Source organism: Streptomyces sp. NPDC046900, from assembly GCF_040644975.1.
GTDB lineage: Bacteria > Actinomycetota > Actinomycetes > Streptomycetales > Streptomycetaceae > Streptomyces.
Map to the genome: position 1 here is coordinate 60728 of NZ_JBEYXD010000031.1, position 19430 is coordinate 80157.

General features: G+C 69.5%; 19 protein-coding genes. 11 read left to right on the top strand and 8 right to left on the bottom strand.

Going from position 1 to position 19430, the window contains the following annotated elements:
- The first annotated feature begins 57 nt into the window (after positions 1–57).
- The 5 genes from glmU (at position 58) to ABZ904_RS27005 (ending at position 4682) form a co-directional block, all read left to right on the top strand.
- Complete coding sequence (gene glmU / locus ABZ904_RS26985; protein WP_359400364.1) at positions 58–1506, top strand: bifunctional UDP-N-acetylglucosamine diphosphorylase/glucosamine-1-phosphate N-acetyltransferase GlmU; 1449 nt, start codon at positions 58–60, stop codon at positions 1504–1506.
- Between the two features lie 146 nt (positions 1507–1652).
- Positions 1653–2627: a ribose-phosphate diphosphokinase gene (locus tag ABZ904_RS26990; RefSeq protein WP_359400367.1), complete on the top strand. Its 975-nt coding sequence runs from the start codon at positions 1653–1655 to the stop codon at positions 2625–2627.
- Positions 2628–2805: 178 nt separating this feature from the next.
- The gene (locus ABZ904_RS26995) at positions 2806–3408 is read left to right on the top strand and encodes a 50S ribosomal protein L25/general stress protein Ctc (RefSeq protein ID WP_359400370.1); all 603 of its coding nucleotides are present in this window, start codon (positions 2806–2808) and stop codon (positions 3406–3408) included.
- 69 nt (positions 3409–3477) lie between these two features.
- A complete protein-coding gene (gene pth / locus ABZ904_RS27000; protein ID WP_360997920.1) occupies positions 3478–4080 on the top strand; it encodes an aminoacyl-tRNA hydrolase in 603 nt (200 codons plus the stop codon).
- Positions 4081–4193: 113 nt separating this feature from the next.
- Positions 4194–4682 (top strand): hypothetical protein, encoded by a 489-nt coding sequence (locus ABZ904_RS27005; RefSeq protein WP_360997922.1) that lies wholly within the window; start codon positions 4194–4196, stop codon positions 4680–4682.
- A 151-nt stretch (positions 4683–4833) separates the two neighbouring features.
- Here the strand turns inward: ABZ904_RS27005 and ppc are convergent, their stop codons facing one another.
- Positions 4834–7566 (bottom strand): phosphoenolpyruvate carboxylase, encoded by a 2733-nt coding sequence (ppc, locus tag ABZ904_RS27010; protein WP_360997924.1) that lies wholly within the window; start codon positions 7564–7566, stop codon positions 4834–4836.
- 360 nt (positions 7567–7926) lie between these two features.
- Between ppc and ABZ904_RS27015 the strand changes: the two genes are divergently transcribed.
- On the top strand, positions 7927–8937 hold the full coding sequence (locus tag ABZ904_RS27015; protein WP_361825940.1) for a fatty acid desaturase: 1011 nt from the start codon (positions 7927–7929) through the stop codon (positions 8935–8937).
- A 7-nt stretch (positions 8938–8944) separates the two neighbouring features.
- A complete protein-coding gene (locus ABZ904_RS27020) occupies positions 8945–9610 on the top strand; it encodes a TetR/AcrR family transcriptional regulator (protein WP_359400385.1) in 666 nt (221 codons plus the stop codon).
- Between the two features lie 89 nt (positions 9611–9699).
- Here the strand turns inward: ABZ904_RS27020 and ABZ904_RS27025 are convergent, their stop codons facing one another.
- Together ABZ904_RS27025 and ABZ904_RS27030 are read right to left on the bottom strand one after the other, a co-directional pair.
- Complete coding sequence (locus ABZ904_RS27025) at positions 9700–10071, bottom strand: glyoxalase (RefSeq protein ID WP_359400388.1); 372 nt, start codon at positions 10069–10071, stop codon at positions 9700–9702.
- A 3-nt stretch (positions 10072–10074) separates the two neighbouring features.
- Positions 10075–10881 carry a trans-aconitate 2-methyltransferase gene (locus ABZ904_RS27030; RefSeq protein WP_359400391.1) on the bottom strand — a complete coding sequence of 269 codons (807 nt, stop codon included), beginning with the start codon at positions 10879–10881 and terminating at the stop codon, positions 10075–10077.
- 165 nt (positions 10882–11046) lie between these two features.
- On the opposite strand from ABZ904_RS27030, the gene tamR reads away from it, so the two are divergent.
- Entirely contained in the window at positions 11047–11544 is a 498-nt protein-coding gene (gene tamR, locus ABZ904_RS27035; RefSeq protein WP_359400394.1) for a MarR family transcriptional regulator TamR, read from the top strand.
- Here the strand turns inward: tamR and ABZ904_RS27040 are convergent.
- Complete coding sequence (locus ABZ904_RS27040; protein ID WP_360997929.1) at positions 11503–12270, bottom strand: response regulator transcription factor; 768 nt, start codon at positions 12268–12270, stop codon at positions 11503–11505. The two genes, tamR and ABZ904_RS27040, sit on opposite strands and share 42 nt — an antisense overlap.
- A 263-nt stretch (positions 12271–12533) precedes the next feature.
- Between ABZ904_RS27040 and ABZ904_RS27045 the strand changes: the two genes are divergently transcribed.
- A complete protein-coding gene (locus ABZ904_RS27045; RefSeq protein ID WP_360997931.1) occupies positions 12534–13028 on the top strand; it encodes an N-acetyltransferase in 495 nt (164 codons plus the stop codon).
- On the opposite strand, the gene galK is transcribed toward ABZ904_RS27045, so the two are convergent.
- From galK to ABZ904_RS27060, 3 genes are read right to left on the bottom strand one after another with little or no spacing between them, the layout of a single operon-like run.
- Complete coding sequence (galK, locus tag ABZ904_RS27050; protein ID WP_359400403.1) at positions 12970–14112, bottom strand: galactokinase; 1143 nt, start codon at positions 14110–14112, stop codon at positions 12970–12972. The genes ABZ904_RS27045 and galK overlap by 59 nt on opposite strands.
- Complete coding sequence (gene galE / locus ABZ904_RS27055; RefSeq protein ID WP_360997933.1) at positions 14113–15081, bottom strand: UDP-glucose 4-epimerase GalE; 969 nt, start codon at positions 15079–15081, stop codon at positions 14113–14115.
- Positions 15078–16178, bottom strand: coding sequence for a galactose-1-phosphate uridylyltransferase (locus tag ABZ904_RS27060; protein ID WP_360997935.1), 1101 nt, complete (start codon positions 16176–16178; stop codon positions 15078–15080). Before ABZ904_RS27060 ends, galE begins: the two co-directional genes overlap by 4 nt.
- Positions 16179–16379: 201 nt before the next feature.
- Between ABZ904_RS27060 and ABZ904_RS27065 the strand changes: the two genes are divergently transcribed.
- Both ABZ904_RS27065 and ABZ904_RS27070 read left to right on the top strand, forming a co-directional pair.
- The gene (locus ABZ904_RS27065) at positions 16380–18059 is read left to right on the top strand and encodes a sodium:solute symporter family protein (RefSeq protein ID WP_359400412.1); all 1680 of its coding nucleotides are present in this window, start codon (positions 16380–16382) and stop codon (positions 18057–18059) included.
- Positions 18060–18080: 21 nt separating this feature from the next.
- Positions 18081–18380 (top strand): hypothetical protein, encoded by a 300-nt coding sequence (locus tag ABZ904_RS27070; RefSeq protein ID WP_359400415.1) that lies wholly within the window; start codon positions 18081–18083, stop codon positions 18378–18380.
- 159 nt (positions 18381–18539) lie between these two features.
- Here the strand turns inward: ABZ904_RS27070 and ABZ904_RS27075 are convergent, their stop codons facing one another.
- On the bottom strand, positions 18540–19232 hold the full coding sequence (locus ABZ904_RS27075) for a response regulator transcription factor (protein ID WP_360997938.1): 693 nt from the start codon (positions 19230–19232) through the stop codon (positions 18540–18542).
- Positions 19233–19430: the final 198 nt, after the last annotated feature.

The window sequence follows — 19430 nt, forward strand, 5'->3', positions numbered from 1 at the left end:
ACACCCCGGTATCCTGCGGATGTCCACCCCAGCCCCCTGAAGCCGAAGGGCATCCCCGTGAGCGCCAACCGCCCGGCCGCCGTCGTTGTTCTCGCAGCGGGTGAGGGCACCCGTATGAAGTCGGCCACACCCAAGGTTCTGCACGGCATCTGCGGCCGCTCCCTTGTCGGGCATGTGCTCGCCGCCGCGCGCGAGCTGAAGCCCGAGCACCTCGTCGTCGTCGTGGGCCACGCCCGCGAGCAGGTCTCCGCACATGTCACCGGGATCGACCCGGATGTGAGGACCGCGGTCCAGGCCGAGCAGAACGGGACGGGGCACGCCGTCCGGATGGCCCTGGAGGAGCTGGGCGGGTCCGTCGACGGGACCGTCGTGGTGGTGTGCGGCGACACGCCGCTGCTCACCGGCGAAACGCTCCAGCAGCTCGCCGGCACGCACGAGGGGGACGGCAACGCGGTCACCGTGCTGACCGCGGAGGTGCCCGACGCCACCGGTTACGGCCGTATCGTCCGCGACGGCGGGACCGGCGCCGTCACCGCGATCGTGGAGCACAAGGACGCGAGCGAGTCCGTACGGGCGATCAAGGAGATCAACTCGGGGGTCTTCGCCTTCGACGGGCAGCTGCTCACCGAGGCGCTCGGGAAGGTCAGGACGGACAACAGCCAGGGTGAGGAGTACCTGACCGACGTCCTCGGGATCCTGCGTGAGGCCGGGCACCGGGTGGGGGCCTGTGTGGCCGCCGATCACCGTGAGATCGCGGGTATCAACAACCGTGTGCAGCTGGCGGAGGCGCGTCGGCTGCTCAACGACCGGCTGCTCGTCGACGCGATGCTGGCGGGTGTGACGATCGTCGATCCGGCGACGACCTGGGTCGATGTGACGGTGACGTTCGAACAGGACGCGGTGGTGCAGCCGGGGACGCAGCTGCTGGGTTCGACGCACATCGGTGAGGGTGCCGAGGTGGGGCCCAATTCGCGGCTGATGGACACCGTGGTGGGTGCGGGGGCGCGCGTGGACAACACCGTGTCCAACGGGGCGTCCGTGGGGCCGCAGGCCTCTGTGGGCCCGTACGCCTATCTCCGTCCTGGTACGCGGCTCGGCCTGAAGTCGAAGGTCGGTACGTATGTGGAGACGAAGAACGCCTCGATCGGTGAGGGTACGAAGGTGCCGCATCTGTCGTATGTGGGTGACGCGACGATCGGTGAGTACACGAACATCGGGGCGGCGAGCGTGTTCGTGAACTATGACGGCAAGGACAAGCACCACACGACGGTGGGCTCTCATTGCCGTACTGGTTCGGACAACATGTTTGTGGCGCCTGTCACGATCGGGGACGGTGCCTATACGGCCGCCGGCTCTGTGATCACGAAGGATGTGCCGCCCGGTTCGCTGGCCGTGGCCCGTGGTCAGCAGCGGAATATCGAGGGTTGGGTGGCTCGTAAGCGTCCGGGGAGCGCGGCTGCGAAGGCGGCCGAGGCGGTGTCCCGGGAGCCGGAGGGCCAGGCCTGACCGGAAACAGGTACGTCTGACACGGCGTACCGTGATAAATGCACACCGCACCCCCACCAGCCGAGACGGCCGTCCGTTTGGGAGCCCCAACGGGCTGTGGCGCCCTCTTGGTACCGAGCTGAGAACACCTCTGAGGAGACAGTGCTGTGACCGGGATCAAGACGACCGGCCAGAAGAAAATGATGTTCTTCTCCGGCCGCGCCCACCCCGAGCTTGCCGAGGAGGTCGCCCACCAGCTGGGTGTCGGGGTCGTCCCGACGAAGGCCTTCGACTTCGCCAACGGTGAGATCTATGTGCGTTACCAGGAGTCGGCGCGTGGTGCCGACTGCTTCCTGATCCAGAGCCACACGGCTCCGATCAACAAGTGGATCATGGAGCAGCTGATCATGATCGACGCGCTGAAGCGTGCGTCGGCGCGTTCCATCACGGTGATTGTGCCGTTCTACGGTTACGCGCGGCAGGACAAGAAGCACCGGGGGCGTGAACCGATTTCGGCGCGTCTGATCGCCGACCTGATGAAGACGGCGGGTGCGGATCGCATTCTGACGATCGACCTGCACACGGATCAGATCCAGGGCTTCTTCGACGGTCCGGTGGACCACCTGTTCGCGCTGCCGCTGCTGGCGGACTACGTGGGTCAGAAGGTGGACCGGGACAAGCTGACGGTCGTGTCTCCGGACGCGGGCCGGGTGCGGGTGGCGGACCGCTGGTGCGACCGTCTGGGTGCGCCGCTGGCGATCGTGCACAAGCGGCGTGACAAGGACGTCGCGAACCAGGTGACGGTGCACGAGGTCGTCGGTGATGTGAAGGGCCGTATCTGTGTCCTGGTCGACGACATGATCGACACGGCCGGCACGATCTGTGCGGCCGCGGACGCGCTGTTCGCGCACGGCGCGGAGGATGTGATCGTGACGGCGACGCACGGTGTGCTGTCGGGTCCGGCGGCGGACCGGCTGAAGAATTCGAAGGTGAGTGAGTTCGTCCTGACGAACACGCTGCCGACGCCGGGTGAGCTGCAGTTGGACAAGATCACGGTGCTGTCGATCGCGCCGACGATCGCGAGCGCGGTGCGTGAGGTGTTCGAGGACGGTTCGGTGACGAGCCTGTTCGACGAGCAGTGATGCTGCTGAGGTAGAGATCGTTTTGGGTGCGGCCTCCCGCTCCGAGTAGACTGCTGCAGTTGCTCGGCGAGGGAGGCCGTACTCATGGGTACGGCGGTCCGTAATCGACGCGCTCTTCGTAGCAGGCCGTTCGTGGCCGGGTGACCCCGTCCGTTTCTGGTTTCTACGAGGAGTGATCATGTCCGAGGTGAAGATCGCCGCTGAGACGCGCACCGAGTTCGGCAAGGGTGCCGCGCGTCGTATCCGTCGTGACAGCAAGGTTCCGGGTGTCCTGTACGGGCACGGTTCCGACCCGCTGCACCTGACCCTGCCGGGTCACGAGCTGCTGCTCGCGCTGCGTACGCCGAACGTCCTGATCTCGCTGAACATCGACGGCAAGAAGAGCGAGCTGGCGATTCCGAAGGCCGTGCAGCGTGACCCGCTGAAGGGCTTCCTGGAGCACGTGGACCTGCTGCTGGTCAAGCGCGGCGAGAAGGTCACGGTCGAGATCCCGGTCCAGACCGAGGGCGAGCTGGCCCCGGGTGGCAACCTGCTGGAGCACGTGCTGGCCGCGCTGCCGGTCGAGGCCGAGGCCACGCACATCCCCGAGGCGGTCACCGTCTCGGTCGAGGGTCTCGAGGCCGGTGCCTCGGTCCAGGCCAAGGACATCGCTCTGCCGTCGGGTGTGACCCTGGCGGTCGACGAGGACGCTGTGGTTCTGCAGGTCCTGGCCGCGCAGGTGGAGGAGGCTCCGGAGGGCGAGGAGGCCGCCGAGGGCGGAGAGGCCCCCGCCGAGGCCTGATCCTCACTGTCGTCGTTTCGTCAGCCGCTGTTCCCGCGAGGGACGGCGGCTGGCGCGTATCAAGGAGACATGGACGTGACCACCGCCGCAGGCGCTCCCTGGCTGATCGTCGGCCTGGGCAATCCGGGACCCGAGTACGCGATGAACCGGCACAACGTCGGTTTCATGGTGGCCGATCTGCTGGCCGGGCGGATCGGGGGGAAGTTCAAGCGTGCGGGAAAGGCGCAGGCGCAGGTCGTGGAGGGGCGGATCGGTCCTCCGGGGCCGGCGAACCGTCGGGTGATCCTCGCGAAGCCGATGTCTTTCATGAACCTGTCGGGTGGTCCGGTGAACGCCTTGCGGGACTTCTACAAGGTGCCGGTGGGGAACGTGGTGGCCGTGCACGACGAGCTGGACATCGATTACGGCACTCTGCGGCTGAAGCTGGGCGGGGGCGACAACGGCCACAACGGGCTGAAGTCGGTCACGAAGGCGATGGGTGCGGACTATCACCGGGTGCGGTTCGGCATCGGGCGTCCTCCGGGGCGTATGCAGGTGGCGGATTTCGTGCTGAAGGACTTCTCGTCGGCGGAGCGCAAGGAGCTGGACTACTTCGTGGACCGTGCGGCGGACGCGGTGGAGTGTCTGGTGATCGAGGGGCTGGAGCGGGCGCAGGGCACGTACAACTCCTGAGTGCGTGGGCGGGGTCCCGGGGGCGTCGATACGTGTGTACAACTCGGGACTTGTCGCCTGTGCGGCCCGGCTGGAGTTGACCGGGCGGCAAGCCATGGCCAAGGATCGCCGGCATGCCTTCTGCCGTCTCGTCCTCTCAGGGTGCGGTCGCGGTGCTGCGGTTCGGGCGGCTCGCGGCGATGGGTACGGTCGCCGCGCTGATCGTGATCGCCGGCGTCTGGGGTTCCTGGGGAACCGCGCAGTACGTGATGCTGACCAAGGGGCGCGAGCAGGGCACGATCGAGGTGACCCGGTGCGGCGCGAAGACGTGCACCGGTCCGTTCACGCCGTTGTCGGCCGGGGCGAGGCCCCGCAGGAGCGTGGTGCTCCAGAAGACGGTCGCGGTGCGGCGGGGGACGACGTACACGGTGGTCGTGAAGCCGGATTCGGACGATGTCGTGCGCTCGGGGCCGGCCGGGATTCTCTACGCGTGGGTGCCGCTGGGCGGGGCGCTGTTGCTGGCCGCGGTGGTGGTGGCGGGCGGACTGCGGCGGGCGCGGCCGGCGTGGGTGCTGGCGGGTGCGGGGATCGCTCTGCTGACGGCTGCTTTCCTGGTGCTGTGAGGGTGCTGGCGGCCCGCCTCAAGGGCCCCCCGCCTCCGCGCGTAGCCCGTCGCCGTGTGCCGCCACAGGAGGGCCGGCTGCGGCCGGCGTACGACAGGGCAGTGCCCCGGGCCCGTGCGGGTCCCGGGGCACTGCCGTCTTCGCGAGGTCCTCAGCCGGTGTTGCGCAGGCCGGCCGCGACGCCGTTCACGGTCAGCAGCAGCGCCCGGGACAGCAGCGGGTCGGGTTCCGTGTCCGCGGCGGCCGCGTCGCGCTGCCGCTTGAGCAGGGCGACCTGGAGGTAGGAGATCGGGTCCAGGTAGGCGTCGCGGATGGCGAACGTCTGCCGCAGGACCGGCTGGGAGTCCAGCAGTTCCTGTTCCCCGGTGATGCGCAGCACCTCACGGACCGTCAGCTCGTGTTCGGCCTCGATCGTGGTGAACACGTGCTTGAGCTCGTCGGGGACGAGGGTGTCGACGTAGTGGCGGGCGATCCGCAGGTCGGTCTTGGCGAGGGTCATCTCGACGTTGGAGATGAAGTTGCCGAAGAAGTGCCACTGTTCGTGCATCTCTTCGAGCACGGTGTCCAGGCCGGCCTCGCGCAGTGCCTTGAGGCCGGAGCCGACGCCGAACCAGCCGGGCACGATCTGCCGGGACTGGGTCCATCCGAAGACCCAGGGGATGGCGCGCAGTCCGTCGAGTCCGGCACCGGAGTCCGGGCGCCGTGAGGGCCGGGAGCCGAGGTGGAGGTCGGCGAGCTGGTCGACGGGGGTGGAGGCGAAGAAGTACGCGGGCAGGTCGGGGTCCTCGACGAGCCTGCGGTAGGCGGCGTGGGCGGCGTCGGAGACGACGTCCATGGCCGCGTCCCAGCGGGCGAGGGCCTCGACGGACTGGCGGGGCGCGGTGTGCAGGGCGGAGGCCTGCAGGGTGGCGGCGACGGTCAGTTCGAGGTTCTCGCGGGCCAGGGACGGGATCAGGTACTTGTCGGAGATGACCTCGCCCTGCTCGGTGACCTTGATCTCGCCTTCGAGCGTGCCCCAGGGCTGCGCGAGGATCGCGTCGTGGGTGGGGCCGCCGCCGCGGCCGACGGTGCCGCCGCGGCCGTGGAAGAGCCTGAGCCGTACGCCGTAGCGGTGGGCGACGTCGCGCAGGCGGCGCTGGGCGCGGTGGATCTCCCACTGGGAGGTGGTGATGCCGCCGAACTTGGAGGAGTCGCTGTAACCGAGCATGACCTCCTGCACGTCACCGCGCAGGGCGACGAGCCTCCGGTAGGAGGGGTCGGAGAGCATGTCCTCGAGGATCGTGTCGGCGGCCTTCAGCTCGTCCGTCGTCTCCAGCAGCGGGACGATGCCGATCTTGGCCCAGCCGGCGTGCAGGTCGATCAGGCCGGCCTCGCGGGCGAGCACGGCGGCGGCGAACACGTCGTCGGCGCCCTGGCACATGGAGATGATGTAGGACTCGATGACCTCGGGTCCGAAGACCTTCAGGGCCCGCTTGACGGTCTCGAACACGCCGAGCGTCTTGGTGCCGGCCGTGTCCAGCGGGGCGGGGGTGGGGGCGAGCGGCCGGCGGGAGCGCAGTTCCTTGGCGAGGAGCTTGTGCCGGTACTCGCGCGGCATGTCGTCGTAGCGCCAGGACTCCTCGCCGAGCCGGTCGAAGAGCTGACCGAGGGCGTGGTGGTGGGCGTCGGCGTGCTCGCGGACGTCCATGGTGGCCAGTTGGAGGCCGAAGGCGGCGAGGGTGCGGATGGTGCGGGTGAGCCGGCCGTCGGCGAACAGGCTGCCGCGGTGGGCGCGCAGCGAGGTCTGGATGATTCTGAGGTCGTGCAGCAGTTCGGCGGTGCCGAGGTAGTCGCGTCCCGGCTCGTGCTGGGTGCTCCTGGCCAGGCGCCGCTTGGTGTTGACGAGCTTCTGGCGGATGCAGGTGGCCTTGAGCCGGTAGGGCTCCTCGGCGTTGAGGCGCTTGTAGCGGGGGCTGATCTCGGGCAGCAGCTCGAGGTCGGCGCGCAGGGACTCCAGCAGGTCCTCGGTGGCGCCGGTGTAGCGAATGGACTGCGACAGCAGGCCGCGCAGTTCGTCGATCATCTCCAGCGCGTCGTTGATGCCGTGCTCGTGCTGGAGGATCAGCACCTCCCAGGTGACCTCGGGGGTCACGTTGGGGTTGCCGTCGCGGTCGCCGCCGATCCAGGTGCCGAAGGTGAGGGGGCGGGTCTCGTCGGGCAGCTTGACGCCGGCGCGCTCCAGTTCGGCGCTGAGGTCCTCCAGGACGTCGCCGACGGCGCCGGCGTGCAACTCGTCGAGGTAGTAGATGGCGTTGCGGGCCTCGTCGGCGGGTTCGGGGCGCACCACACGCAGCTCGTCGGTCTGCCAGACGAGGTCGATGTTCTCGGCCAGGCGTGTGTCGTGGCGGCGGCGGTCGGCCTCGATGACGGGGGTCTCCAGGAGCGCGGCGATGCGCCGGAGCTTGTTGAGGACGGAGCGGCGCGCGGCCTCGGTCGGGTGCGCCGTGAACACCGGGCGCACGTTGAGGTTCGTGACGGTCTCGCGCAGGTGGTCCGGGTCGGCGTCCTTGAGGCGGTCGGCCGTACGGGCGAGGAGTCCGCCCTCGGCGGCGCGGTGCGCGCGCAGTTCGCGGCCGCGGTGCACCTGCTCGGTGACGTTGGCCAGGTGGAAGTAGGTGGAGAAGGCGCGCACCAACTTGGCGGCGGTGTCCAGTTCGGTGCCACGCAGCAGTTCCGCGGCTGCCTCCCCGTCCTCTCGGGTCAGCCGGCGGACCCGCTCGACCAGCTCCAGGAGCTCGGGTCCCTCCTGTCGGACGAGGGTCTCGCCGAGCAGATCGCCCAGTCGGCGGATATCGGCGCGCAGCTCGCTGTTGGTCGTCGTGGTCTGGTCGTCGGCACTGCTCACAGGTGCGGCTCCTTGCGGTAATCAGGAGGTGCGTCGCGTCAGCGACTCCCTGGAAGGGCGGTGGTGGGCGACGGGTGGGGTCGTCTGGCAGGGGACCCGGACGAGTGCCGCGCGGCGGGTGCCGCATACGGACCGGGCATCCGGGAAGAAAACAGAGCGGACCGCGCTGTCCGACCGTCTTCAAGGATAGGTGTCCGGACGGACGCGCAGGCTCATGGGCTCTTGCCGCCGGGCAACGCACTGCCATACTTACGACGCCGTAGGTTACGGAACCGTAGGGGTGTCCCGCCGGATCGCGGGGGAACCCTGAGACCGTATCCGGGCACCTGCCTCAACCCTCGACCCCACAGGGGACGCCCCATGACCGCAAGCTCCGATGTGATGGAAGACGCCCCGAAGGCGAACGACGACACTGCGGTGCCCTCCGGCACCCTGGGCGGCGAGCAGAAGGGCTCGATCGAGCAGATCGCGCTGCTGTTGTTCATCATCGTCCCGTTCCTTGCGCTCGTCGCGGCGGTGCCGCTGGCCTGGGGCTGGGGCGTGAGCTGGCTCGACATGGCCCTGCTGGTCTTCTTCTACTACCTGGGCTGCCACGGCATCACGATCGGTTTCCACCGCCACTTCACCCACAGTTCCTTCAAGGCGAAGCGACCCTTGAAGATCGCGCTGGCGATCGCGGGTTCGATGGCCGTGGAGGGCCCCCTCGTGCGCTGGGTGGCCGACCATCGCAAGCACCACCAGTTCTCGGACGCGGAGGGCGACCCGCACTCTCCGTGGCGCTACGGTGAGACGCTTCCGGCTCTGATGAAGGGCCTGTGGTGGGCGCACATCGGCTGGCTGTTCGACGAGGAGCAGACGTCGCAGGAGAAGTACGCACCGGATCTGATCAAGGACCCGGCGCTGCGGGCGGTCTCCCGCCAGTTCGTGCTGTGGACCGGGCTGTCCCTGGCGCTGCCGCCGCTGATCGGCGGGCTGGTCACGATGTCCTGGTGGGGTGCCTTCACCGCGTTCTTCTGGGGCTCACTCGTCCGGGTGGCGCTGCTGCACCACGTGACCTGGTCGATCAACTCGATCTGTCACGCCGTGGGCAAGCGCCCGTTCAAGTCGCGCGACCGCTCCGGCAACGTGTGGTGGCTGGCGATCCTGTCCTGCGGCGAGTCCTGGCACAACCTGCACCACGCGGACCCCACGTCGGCGCGGCACGGGGTGGAGCGCGGCCAGCTCGACTCCTCGGCGCGGATCATCCGCTGGTTCGAGCAGCTCGGCTGGGCGTACGACGTGCGCTGGCCATCACGCTCGCGTATCGATTCCCGCCGCAGCACCGACGGGGACGACTCCCGGCGCCGGAAGGTCACCGCTGACGCGGCATGATTGACGGGTGGCGACCGATTCCTCCAGCACCCCCAGCAATGAAAAGCCGCGGCGCACCCGTCGTACGCGGATGACCGGTGCGGAGCGCCGCCAGCAGCTGCTGGAGATCGGTCGCACGCTGTTCGCCGCCAAAGGGTTCGAGGGCACGTCGGTGGAGGAGATCGCGGCGAAGGCCGGGGTCTCCAAGCCGGTGGTGTACGAGCACTTCGGTGGCAAGGAGGGGCTGTACGCGGTGGTGGTGGACCGCGAGATGCGGCGCCTGCTGGACATGGTGACCGGTTCGCTCACCGCCGGGCACCCCCGGGAGCTGTGCGAACAGGCGGCCTTCGCGCTCCTGGACTACATCGAGGAGTACACGGACGGTTTCCGGATCCTGGTCCGTGACTCCCCCATCCCGCAGTCGACGGGAACCTTCGCCTCGCTCATCTCGGACATCGCCACGCAGGTGGAGGACATCCTGGGCCGCGAGTTCAAGAGCCGCGGCTTCGACCCCAAGCTGGCTCCTCTCTACGCGCAGGCGCTGGTCGGCATGGTGGCACTGACCGGCCAGTGGTGGCTGGACGTACGCCGGCCGAAGAAGGCCGAGGTGGCGGCGCATCTGGTGAACCTGGCGTGGCACGGACTGGACGGTCTCGAGCCGAAGCCGCGGCTGATAGGTCATCGCAAGAACTGAGGCGCGGCCGACGCGATCACCCGATGTGATGACCTTTGTCGGTTGCGGCCGCTACCGTGGGTACACGTGCCAGGAATCCCTGGACGCCCTCAAGCGGCCGTGACCACCGGCTCCAGGAACTCCAGCCGGTTCCCCACCGGGTCCTCCGAGTAGAAGCGGTGGTGCCCCGGCAGGTTGTCGTCCCAGGTCACCGGCGCCCCGAGCGCCGCGAGCCGGTCCGCATACGCCGTGATACCGGTGACGCGGAGCCCGGGATGGGCCTTCCTCGCGGGCCGGAAGTCGCTCTCGATCCCCAGGTGCAGCTGCACGGACCCCGCCTGGAACCAGCAGCCCCCGCGCGCGGCCAGTACCGGCGGCTTCGGGATCTCGGTCATGCCGAGAACGTCGACGTAGTACGCCCGCAGCAGGTCCTCCGAGCCGGGCGGGGCGGCCAGCTGGACGTGGTCGACGGCGGTCAGCACGGGTCAGGCCTCCTTCGTGGCGACGGCGAAGATCCGGCGGAACGGGAACACCGTTCCGTGCCCGGTCGCCGGGTACGCCTCCCGCAGCGCCGTCCGGTAGCCGGTGAGGAACTCCTCCGCCTCCTCCCCCAGCTCGGTCAGGACCGGCCGCAGTCCGGTGCCCTTCACCCAGTCCAGCACCGGGTCCTCGCCCTGCAGCAGATGCAGGTACGTCGTCTCCCAGACGTCGGCGGTGCAGCCGAGGTCGGTGAGGCGCGCCAGATAGGCCTCGGGGGTGAGGACCGCGTCGTCGTGGCGCAGGATGCCTGCGAGGCGGTCCTTCCAGCGGGCCGAGCCGGCGAGTTCCCGCATCAGCTGGTGGCTCGGCGAGTCGAAGTTGCCGGGTACCTGGAAGGCGAAGGTGCCGCCCGGCTTCAGCGCTGCGACCCAGTCGGCGAAACGACCGACGTGTCCGGGTACCCATTGCAGGGTGGCGTTGCTGATGATCAGGTCGTACGGCTCCGGGGGCGCCCAGGTGCGGGCGTCGGCGTGGGCGAAGTCGATGCGGCCGCCGCCCGGGGTGGGGCCGTCGTGGTCGGTGTGCGCCTTGTCGAGCATCTCGGGCGAGTTGTCGTACCCGGTGATGTGCGCGGAGGGCCAGCGGTCCGCGAGCAGGACGGTGACATTGCCGGGTCCGCAGCCCAGGTCGGCGATGCGGGGTGCGTCGCCGGGCAGTCCGGGAACACGGGCCAGCAGATCGGCGAAGGGGCGGGCGCGATGGCCGGCATGACGCAGGTACTGGCCGGGGTCCCAGGTGGTGGCGATGGGCATGGCAGCTCTCCTCACGGCGTACGGACACGTCGTCCCGTACGGAGACGTCGCCCCCGTTCGACGCCGCCTCCGTACGGAACATCATCCTCACCCCGAAAGTATCTCGGCGTCAAGAAACTCCATGTCAAGAGACTTCATGTCGACACAACCACTACACTGATCGCCATGGAGGACGAGGTCGATCGGCTGGTCGCGGCGTGGCGCCGGGAGCGCCCGGACCTCGACGTGGAACCGCTCGAAGTGCTCAGCCGCGTGAGCAGGCTGGCACGGCATCTGGACCGCGCGCGCCGGCTGGCGTTCGCCGAGCACAGCCTGGAGCCCTGGGAGTTCGACGTCCTCACCGCGCTGAGGCGGGCCGGAGCCGCCTACCAGCTGTCCCCGGGACAGTTGCTGACGCAGACGCTGGTCACCTCCGGCACGATGACGAACCGCATCGACCGCCTGGCGAAGAAGGGCCTGGTCGAGCGGCTGCCCGACCCCAGCGACCGCCGGGGCGTGCTGGTGCGTCTCACGGACGAGGGCCGGGACCGGGCGGACCAGGCGCTCGCCGGACTGCTCGACCAGGAGCGCGCGATCCTGGCGGAGCTCAGCTCGGCCCAGCGCGGCGAACTGGCCGCGCTGCTACGCCAGCTGACCGCCCCGTTCGACAACATCCCCGGCTAGGTCGACCGGTCCGACACCGGCGCGGCGGGCCAGGGCGACGGCGGCGAGCGTCGAGTGGACGCCCAGCTTGCCCAGCACGTTCTGCATATGGGTGCGGACGGTGTGCGGGGAGAGGTACAGCCGCTCGGCGACGGCCTTGCGGCCCAGGCCCGCGACCATGCACCGCAGCACCTCCCGCTCCCGCGGCGTCAGGGACTCCACCAGCCGTTCGCTCTCGGTGCGGTGCTTGCGGGCCGCGGTCAGCTCGCGCAGCACACCGGTGAGCAGGGCCGGCGAAAGGTGCGTCTCGTCCCGCAGCACGCCCCGGATGACGGTGAGCAGCCGGGACAGCGAGCAGTCCTTGGCGACCCAGCCGGACGCCCCGGCCTGCAGGGCGAGGGCCGCGCGGCGCGGGTCGTCCTTCTCGGCGAGGACGACGGTCCGTACGCTCGGCTGCCCGGAACGGACCCCGGCGACAAGGGAGATGCCGTCGACGAGCCCGTCCTCGTTGCCCTCCTGGACGGGCACCGCGGCGCGCGAGCCGGGGACGTTGCCCCCGAGGTCCGCGTCGACGAGCATCACGTCGAATCTGCGGCCCTCCGCGGCCGCCCGATCCAGGCAGCGCAGCGCGGCCGGACCGCTGCCCGCCGCGGACACGTCGACGTCGGGCTCGGCCGCCAGCGCGGCTGCGAGCGACTCGGCGAAGATGCGATGGTCGTCGACGACCAGGACTCGGATACGAACCACTCAAACCCCCACTGCTCGGGGGACGACCCACGCGGGTACGGCGCCCTGAGTGCTCCCCGGTCATGTCACCTGGGACAGGGCGACGCAGCCGCACGGCCGCCGCCGTGCTGGAACTGCTACCCCCACTCCGGGCGTCGTACCCGGCTGTCTCGCCCCCTGATCAGCACCGGCCCCCACCGGCGCTGTTCACAGGGTAGGGCCAGGGGCCGGGAGCGGAAGGATATTTGCAGAACTGGTTGGCCAGCGCGTTTAGGGTGAGCCGCATGTTTCGTATCGAGACGGAAGTCGACAGGGAGCGGCGGGATCTGCTCCGCGCCCGGCTGCGCGAGACGAACACGGCTGCGTCCCCGGTGCTGCGCGCGCTGCGCGGAACCTCTGGTGAACGCGAAGTCCCGCTCCATGTATGGGCGTTGGACGCGACAGGGGAGCTGGCGGGCGGTCTGGTCGGACACACCTGGACGACGTGGCTGCACGTCGCCCACCTGTGGGTGGACGGCCGCCACCGTGGCGCGGGCCTCGGCACCCGCCTCCTGGCCGAGGCGGAGCACGTTGCGCACGAGGGGCGCGGATGCACGGCCGCGCGCCTGGAGACATGGGACTTCCAGGCGCCGGAGTTCTACAAGAAGCACGGCTACGACGTGGTGTGCGTGATCCCCGACTACCCGCCGGGGATCACGGAGTACACGTTGACCAAGCGGCTCAGCCGAGCCGGCGGGCTCCCGCCGACGGCGCCGCCGGGAACACCCGGGGGGCCGTGAAACCGGCGCCGGCGAACGCTTCTTCGATCGCCTTCGTGATCGTGTCCGTGTCGGATGCCTCCACGAGCACGATCGCCGAACCGCCGAAGCCGCCGCCCGTCATCCGGGCGCCGAGTGCGCCGGAGGCGTTCGCCGTCTCCACCACCAGGTCCAGTTCGGGGCAGGAGATACGCAGATCGTCCCTGAGGGAGACATGGCCCTCCGTCAGCACGGGACCGATCGCCCGGGCGTCGCCCGCGTCCAGCAGGGCGACGACCCGGTCGACGCGGCGGTCGTCCGAGACCACGTGGCGCACATAGCGCCGTACCCGCTCGTCGGACAGACGCACGAGTGCGGAGTCCAGGTCCTCGTAGGCGACGTCCCGCAGGTGCGGGACCCCGAGCTGCCGCGCACCCTCCTCGCACCCCGCGCGCCGCTCGGCGTACGCCCCGTCGCCCAGCGCGTGCTTGACGCGGGTGTCCACGACGAGCAGCGCGAGGTCCTGGGCGGCCAGGTCGAAGGGGATCTGGCGGATCGAGAGGTCACGGCAGTCGAGGTGCAGGGCGCTGCCCTCGTCGCTGCAGGCCGACGCCATCTGGTCCATGACGCCGCACGGCACGCCGACGAAGTCGTTCTCGGCGCGCTGGGCGAGCCTGGCCAGCTCGGGGCGGCTCAGGCCGAGGCCGAACAGGTCGTTGAGCGCGAGGGCGGTGACCACCTCGAGGGCCGCCGAGGACGACAGGCCGGCGCCGGTCGGCACGGTCGAGGACAGATGGAGGTCGGCGCCGGTGATCGCATGGCCCGCCTCGCGCAGCACCCAGACGACACCGGCCGGGTAGGCGGCCCAGCTGGTGTTCGTCAGCGGCCGCAGCTCGTCCACGCGCAGTTCGACGACCGGGCCCCCGATGTCCGCCGAGTGCAGCCGCAGCACCCCGTCGGTGCGGCGCGAGACCGCCGCGACCGCCGTGTGCGGCAGGGCGAACGGCATCACGAACCCCTCGTTGAAGTCCGTGTACTCACCGATCAGATTGACCCGGCCCGGAGCCGCCCAGACGCCCTCGGGGGCGCTGCCGAACAGTTCCTCGAAGCCCTCGCGTACGCCCATCTACTGCTCCCTTGCGACGTTCTGCGCGAACTCCCACGCGTCCGCGACGATCCCCGCGAGGTCCGCGCGGGACGGGTTCCAGCCGAGGCGCTCCCGGGCCGTGGCCGCGGAGGCGACCAGGACCGCCGGGTCGCCGCCCCGGCGCGGGGCCGCGACCTCGGGGATCGGGTGCCCGGTGACCTGGCGGACCGTCTCGATGACCTCGCGCACCGAGAAGCCGTTGCCGTTGCCGAGGTTGCAGATCAGGTGCTCGCCGGAGGTGGCGGCGTCGAGCGCCAGCAGGTGCGCCTCGGCCAGGTCCGCGACGTGGATGTAGTCGCGGATGCAGGTGCCGTCGGGCGTCGGGTAGTCGTCACCGAAGACCGAGATGGCCTCCCGCCGGCCCTGCGCGACCTGGAGCACGAGCGGGATCAGGTGGGACTCCGGGTTGTGGCGCTCGCCGTAGGCGCCGTAGGCGCCCGCCACGTTGAAGTAGCGCAGGGACACGGCGCCCAGGCCGTGGGCGGTCGCCTCGCCCGTGATCATGTGGTCGACGGCAAGCTTCGAGGCGCCGTAGGGGGAGGTCGGCGCGGTCGGGTCGGTCTCGGTGATCGGGGTGTTCACCGGCTCGCCGTAGGTCGCCGCGGTGGAGGAGAAGACGAGCTTGCGCACGCCCGCCTCCCGCATCGCGCCGAGCAGCGCCATGGTGCCGCCGACGTTGTTGTCCCAGTACTTCTCCGGCTTCACGACCGACTCGCCGACCTGCGAGAACGCGGCGAAGTGCAGGACCGCGTCGTAGGAGGAATCCAGCCATTTGGCCGCATCGCGGATGTCGCCCTCGACGAAGGAAGCACCGGCCGGCACACCCTCGCGAAAGCCGGTCGAGAGGTTGTCGAGGACGACGACCTCGTGGCCCGCCTCCAGCAGATGCTGGGCGACCACACTGCCCACATAGCCCGCGCCGCCCGTGACCAGGTACTTCCCACTCATGAACTCGCTACCTCTCGCATTCGCTGGGCCGCGGCTTCCGGCGGCACGTCGTTGATGAACACGTTCATGCCGGACTCGGAACCCGCGAGGAACTTCAGCTTGCCGGAAGTGCGGCGAATAGTGAAAAGCTCGAGGTGGAGCGCGAACTCGTCCCTGGTCACGCCCTCGAAGTCGGCCAGCACGCCGAACGGCGCCTGGTGCCAAGCGGCGATGTACGGCGTCGGGGACTCGACCACGGCGTTCTCCCCGACACCGCGCACGGAGCCGTACCCCTCGTCGAAGATCCGGTCGAAGCGCCTCAAGAGTTCCAGATAGACCTTGGGGAATTCTGTGCGGGCCGCCTCGTCCAGCGCGAGCAGGTCCGGGGCGCGCCGGCGGGGGTAGAGATGGACCTCGTAGGGCCAGTGCGCGGCGTACGGCACGAAGGCCACCCAGTGGTCGCTCGCCAGGACGACGCGCTGGCCGGCGAGCTCGCGTTCCAGCACGGCGTCGAACAGGTTCTCCCCGCCACTCGCCTCCTTGTGGGCGGCGAGCGATCCGAGCATCAGGGCGGTGCGGGGGGTGGTGAAGGGGTAGGCGTAGATCTGACCGTGCGGGTGACCGAGGGTCACTCCGATCTCCCGGCCGCGGTTCTCGAAGCAGAACACCTGCTCGACGGCGGGCAGATGGGACAGCCCCGCGGTGCGATCGGTCCAGGCGTCCAGGACCAGGCCGGCCTGTTCCTCGGTCAGATCGGCGAAGGAGGCGTTGTGGTCGGAGGTGAAGCAGACGACCTCGCAGCGGCCGGAGTCCCCGGCGAGCGAGGGGAAGCGGTTCTCGAAGACGACCACGTCGTACGAGGAGTCCGGGATCTCGCTCAAGTGCTCGCCTCTGGACGGACACAGGGGGCACTGGTCGGCGGGCGGGAGGTAGGTGCGGCCCTGCCGGTGGGAGGCCACGGCGACCGAGTCGCCCAGCAGCACATCCCGGCGGATCTCGGAGGTCGTGACGGTCCGCTCCAGCGGCCGGCGGTCCACCGCGTCCCGCACGGTGTCGTCGCGCAGGTCGTAGTAGATGAGCTCACGACCGTCGGCCAGCCGGGTCGAGGTCTTCTTCACGACACCTTGCCTTTCTGCAGCACTGCCGGACTCCTCGTCCGCACCGGACCGCTCATCAAACATAACCCAACACAACAAACCACAACGCACCACCAGCGTCAACATCACAATCAAACAAAGGGCATCATCAGAAGTGTTCAAATAACGAACATTGAGGCGTAGATTCCGAACTGATTGATTCACGCAACGAAGCGAGTACGCATGCAAACCCCCACATACCTCGCCACCGGGCTACGGCTCCCCACGAACGGGCTCGACTACACGATCCTCGGGATCTACTTCGCAGTGGTGCTGGGCATCGGCTTCGCTGCCCGGCGGTCGGTGAAGACCAGCCTCGACTTCTTCCTGTCCGGGCGCTCGCTGCCCGCCTGGATCACGGGACTCGCGTTCATCTCCGCCAACCTGGCCGCCACCGAGATCCTCGGCATGGCCGCCAACAGCGCGCAGTACGGCGCCTACACCGTCCACTGGTACTGGATCGGCGCCATCCCCGCCATGGTGTTCCTGGGCCTGGTGATGATGCCCTTCTACTACGGGTCCAAGGTCCGCTCGGTCCCCGAGTTCCTGCTGCTCCGCTTCGACAAGGGGGCGCACCTGCTGAGTTCGATCCTGTTCGCATTCGCAGCCATCCTGATCGCGGGTGTGAACCTCTACGCCCTCGCGATCGTGGTCGAGGCGCTGCTCGGCTGGCCGCAGTGGGTGGCGATCGTGGTCGCCGGATTCTTCGTCCTCGCGTACATCACCCTCGGCGGACTGTCGTCCGCGATCTACAACGAGGTGCTCCAGTTCTTCGTGATCCTGGCCGCCCTCATCCCGCTCACCGTGCTCGGTCTGAAGAAGGTCGGCGGCTGGGACGGCCTGACCGACAAGCTCAGCACGGCCCACGGCCACGACTTCACCACCGCCTGGGGCGGCACCGGCATCGGACACGTCAATGCGCTGGGCGCCAACTGGCTGACCATCGTCCTCGGCCTCGGCTTCGTGCTGTCCTTCGGCTACTGGACGACCAACTTCGCCGAGGTGCAGCGCGCACTGTCCGCGAAGAACCTCTCCGCCGCCCAGCGCACCCCCCTGATCGCCGCCTACCCGAAGATCTTCATCGTCTTCCTGGTGATGATCCCGGGCCTGGTCGCCGCCGCCCTGGTGCCGAAGATCGGCACCCCGGGCTCGGGCCTGCAGTACAACGACGCGATCCCGTACCTGATGCAGGAACTGCTGCCCAACGGTGTGCTCGGCATCGCGGTGACCGGTCTGCTGGCGGCATTCATGGCCGGTATGGCGGCCAATGTCTCGTCCTTCAACACGGTGTTCACCAACGACATCTGGGCCAAGTACGTGGTCCGGCACCGCGAGGACGAGTACTACGTGAGGTTCGGACGGCTGATCACCGCGATCGGTGTGCTCGCGTCGGTCGGCACGGCGTTCCTGGCCTCGTCGTTCTCCAACATCATGAGCTACCTGCAGACGCTGTTCTCCTTCTTCAACGTGCCGATGTTCGTGGTGTTCATCGTCGGCATGTTCTGGAAGCGCGCGTCCGCGAAGTCCGGCTTCTGGGGCCTGCTCGCCGGCACGGTGACCGCCATGGTCAACTACTTCGTCGTCTACAAGCAGGGCATCATCGCCATCCCCACCGACCAGGGCGCCAACTTCGTCTCCGCGATCGCCGGTTTCGTGGCCGGTGCCGTCGTCATGGTGGCGGTCTCGCTGTTCACCAAGCCGAAGCCCGAGGAGAGCCTCCAGGGCCTGGTCTACGGCACCCGCTCCCCCGGTATGGCCGAGGCGCCCGCCAAGGGCGACGACGCCTGGTACCGCAAGCCGGCCCTGCTGGGCTGGGGCGCCGTCGTCCTCGCCGCCGCCTGCTACATCCCGTTCTCGCTCTGACCGCGGGAGGATTGAGAGACCATGTCCGAGTACTCCGAGCATGACGTCCAGCGCGCGGTCACCGATCTGGAGGGCAAGTCCGCGACCGCTGCCCGGATCTTCGACCTGCGCCGCATCATCGGCGGCCTCTTCGTGATCTACGGCGTCATCGTCATGATCGCGGGCTTCACCGCCTCCGACGCCGAGATCCACAAGGCCCAGGGCGTCAACATCAACCTGTGGACCGGCCTGGGGATGCTGCTCCTCGGCCTGTTCTTCCTCGTCTGGATGAAGCTGCGCCCGGCGGCCGCACCGGTCCCGGACGAGAAGCCGACGGAGTGACGCCGAGGGCGTGCCCCGGGTCGCCCCGCCAGGGGTGATGTGCCGGGCTGCCGCGTGACCTCCCCGCGCCCGCCCTGGGCGCGGGGACCGCGCACCGGCGCTCCTGGCGGACCGCCCGAGCCCCGCACCCCGCGGACCGTCCCGGCGATCCGGCGCCGCTCACTCCGCGTGTGGCGGCGCCACGTCGCGTGGGCCCGCGCGGTCCAGCAGTCCCGTGCGGGCCGCGAGAGCGGCAGCCTCCAGACGGGAGCCCACACCGAGCTTCATCAGGACCCGCTGGACATGGGTGCGGGCCGTCGACGGGGCGATGCCCATACCGGCCGCGATCAGCCGTGTGTCCTCGCCGTCCGCGACCCGTACGAGGACCTCCACCTCGCGCGGAGTCAGCATCTGCAGCAGGCGCTGACCCTCGTCGTCGGGCTGGGCCGCCGGATTGAGCAGCTCGCTGAACGCGCCCTGCAGGAGCTGCGGTGCCACCGCCGCCTCACCGGCCCGCGCCTTCATGATCGCCCGCTCGACGCCCTCGATGCGCTCGTCGTGCCGTACATAGCCCGAGGCTCCGGCGGCGAACGCGGCTGCTATGCCGCGCGGATTCGGCACCGGCCCGAGGACCAGCACCGCCACCTGCGGACGTTCCCGCTTGATCCGCACCACCGGGTCGAAGGCCCCCGGGTCCGCGGGAGTGGCCGTCCCCATCAGGCACACCTCGGGCGCCCTGGTGATCACCAGTTCCGCCGCACCCGCCGTGGGCGCCGCCGCGGCCAGTACACGGTGTCCTCGCAGCTTCAGCGCCGAGGCCAGCGCCTCGGCGAGCAACCGGTGGTCGTCGACCACCATCAGCCGCACTCCCATCGAGCAACCCCCCAGTCCCCCTGTGGATGCCCACTATGGATGCCCACTGGGCCGCACGGACACAAGCCCCCGGTCACACCCCCCGGACTTCATGTCCCCGGAAGCTACACGCTTGTTCGACGTTGCGCTCCCCTTACCGGGGGAAAGTGCCCCGGATTACCGACATCCCGCCCATTCGCACACCGATGAGGGGTACGC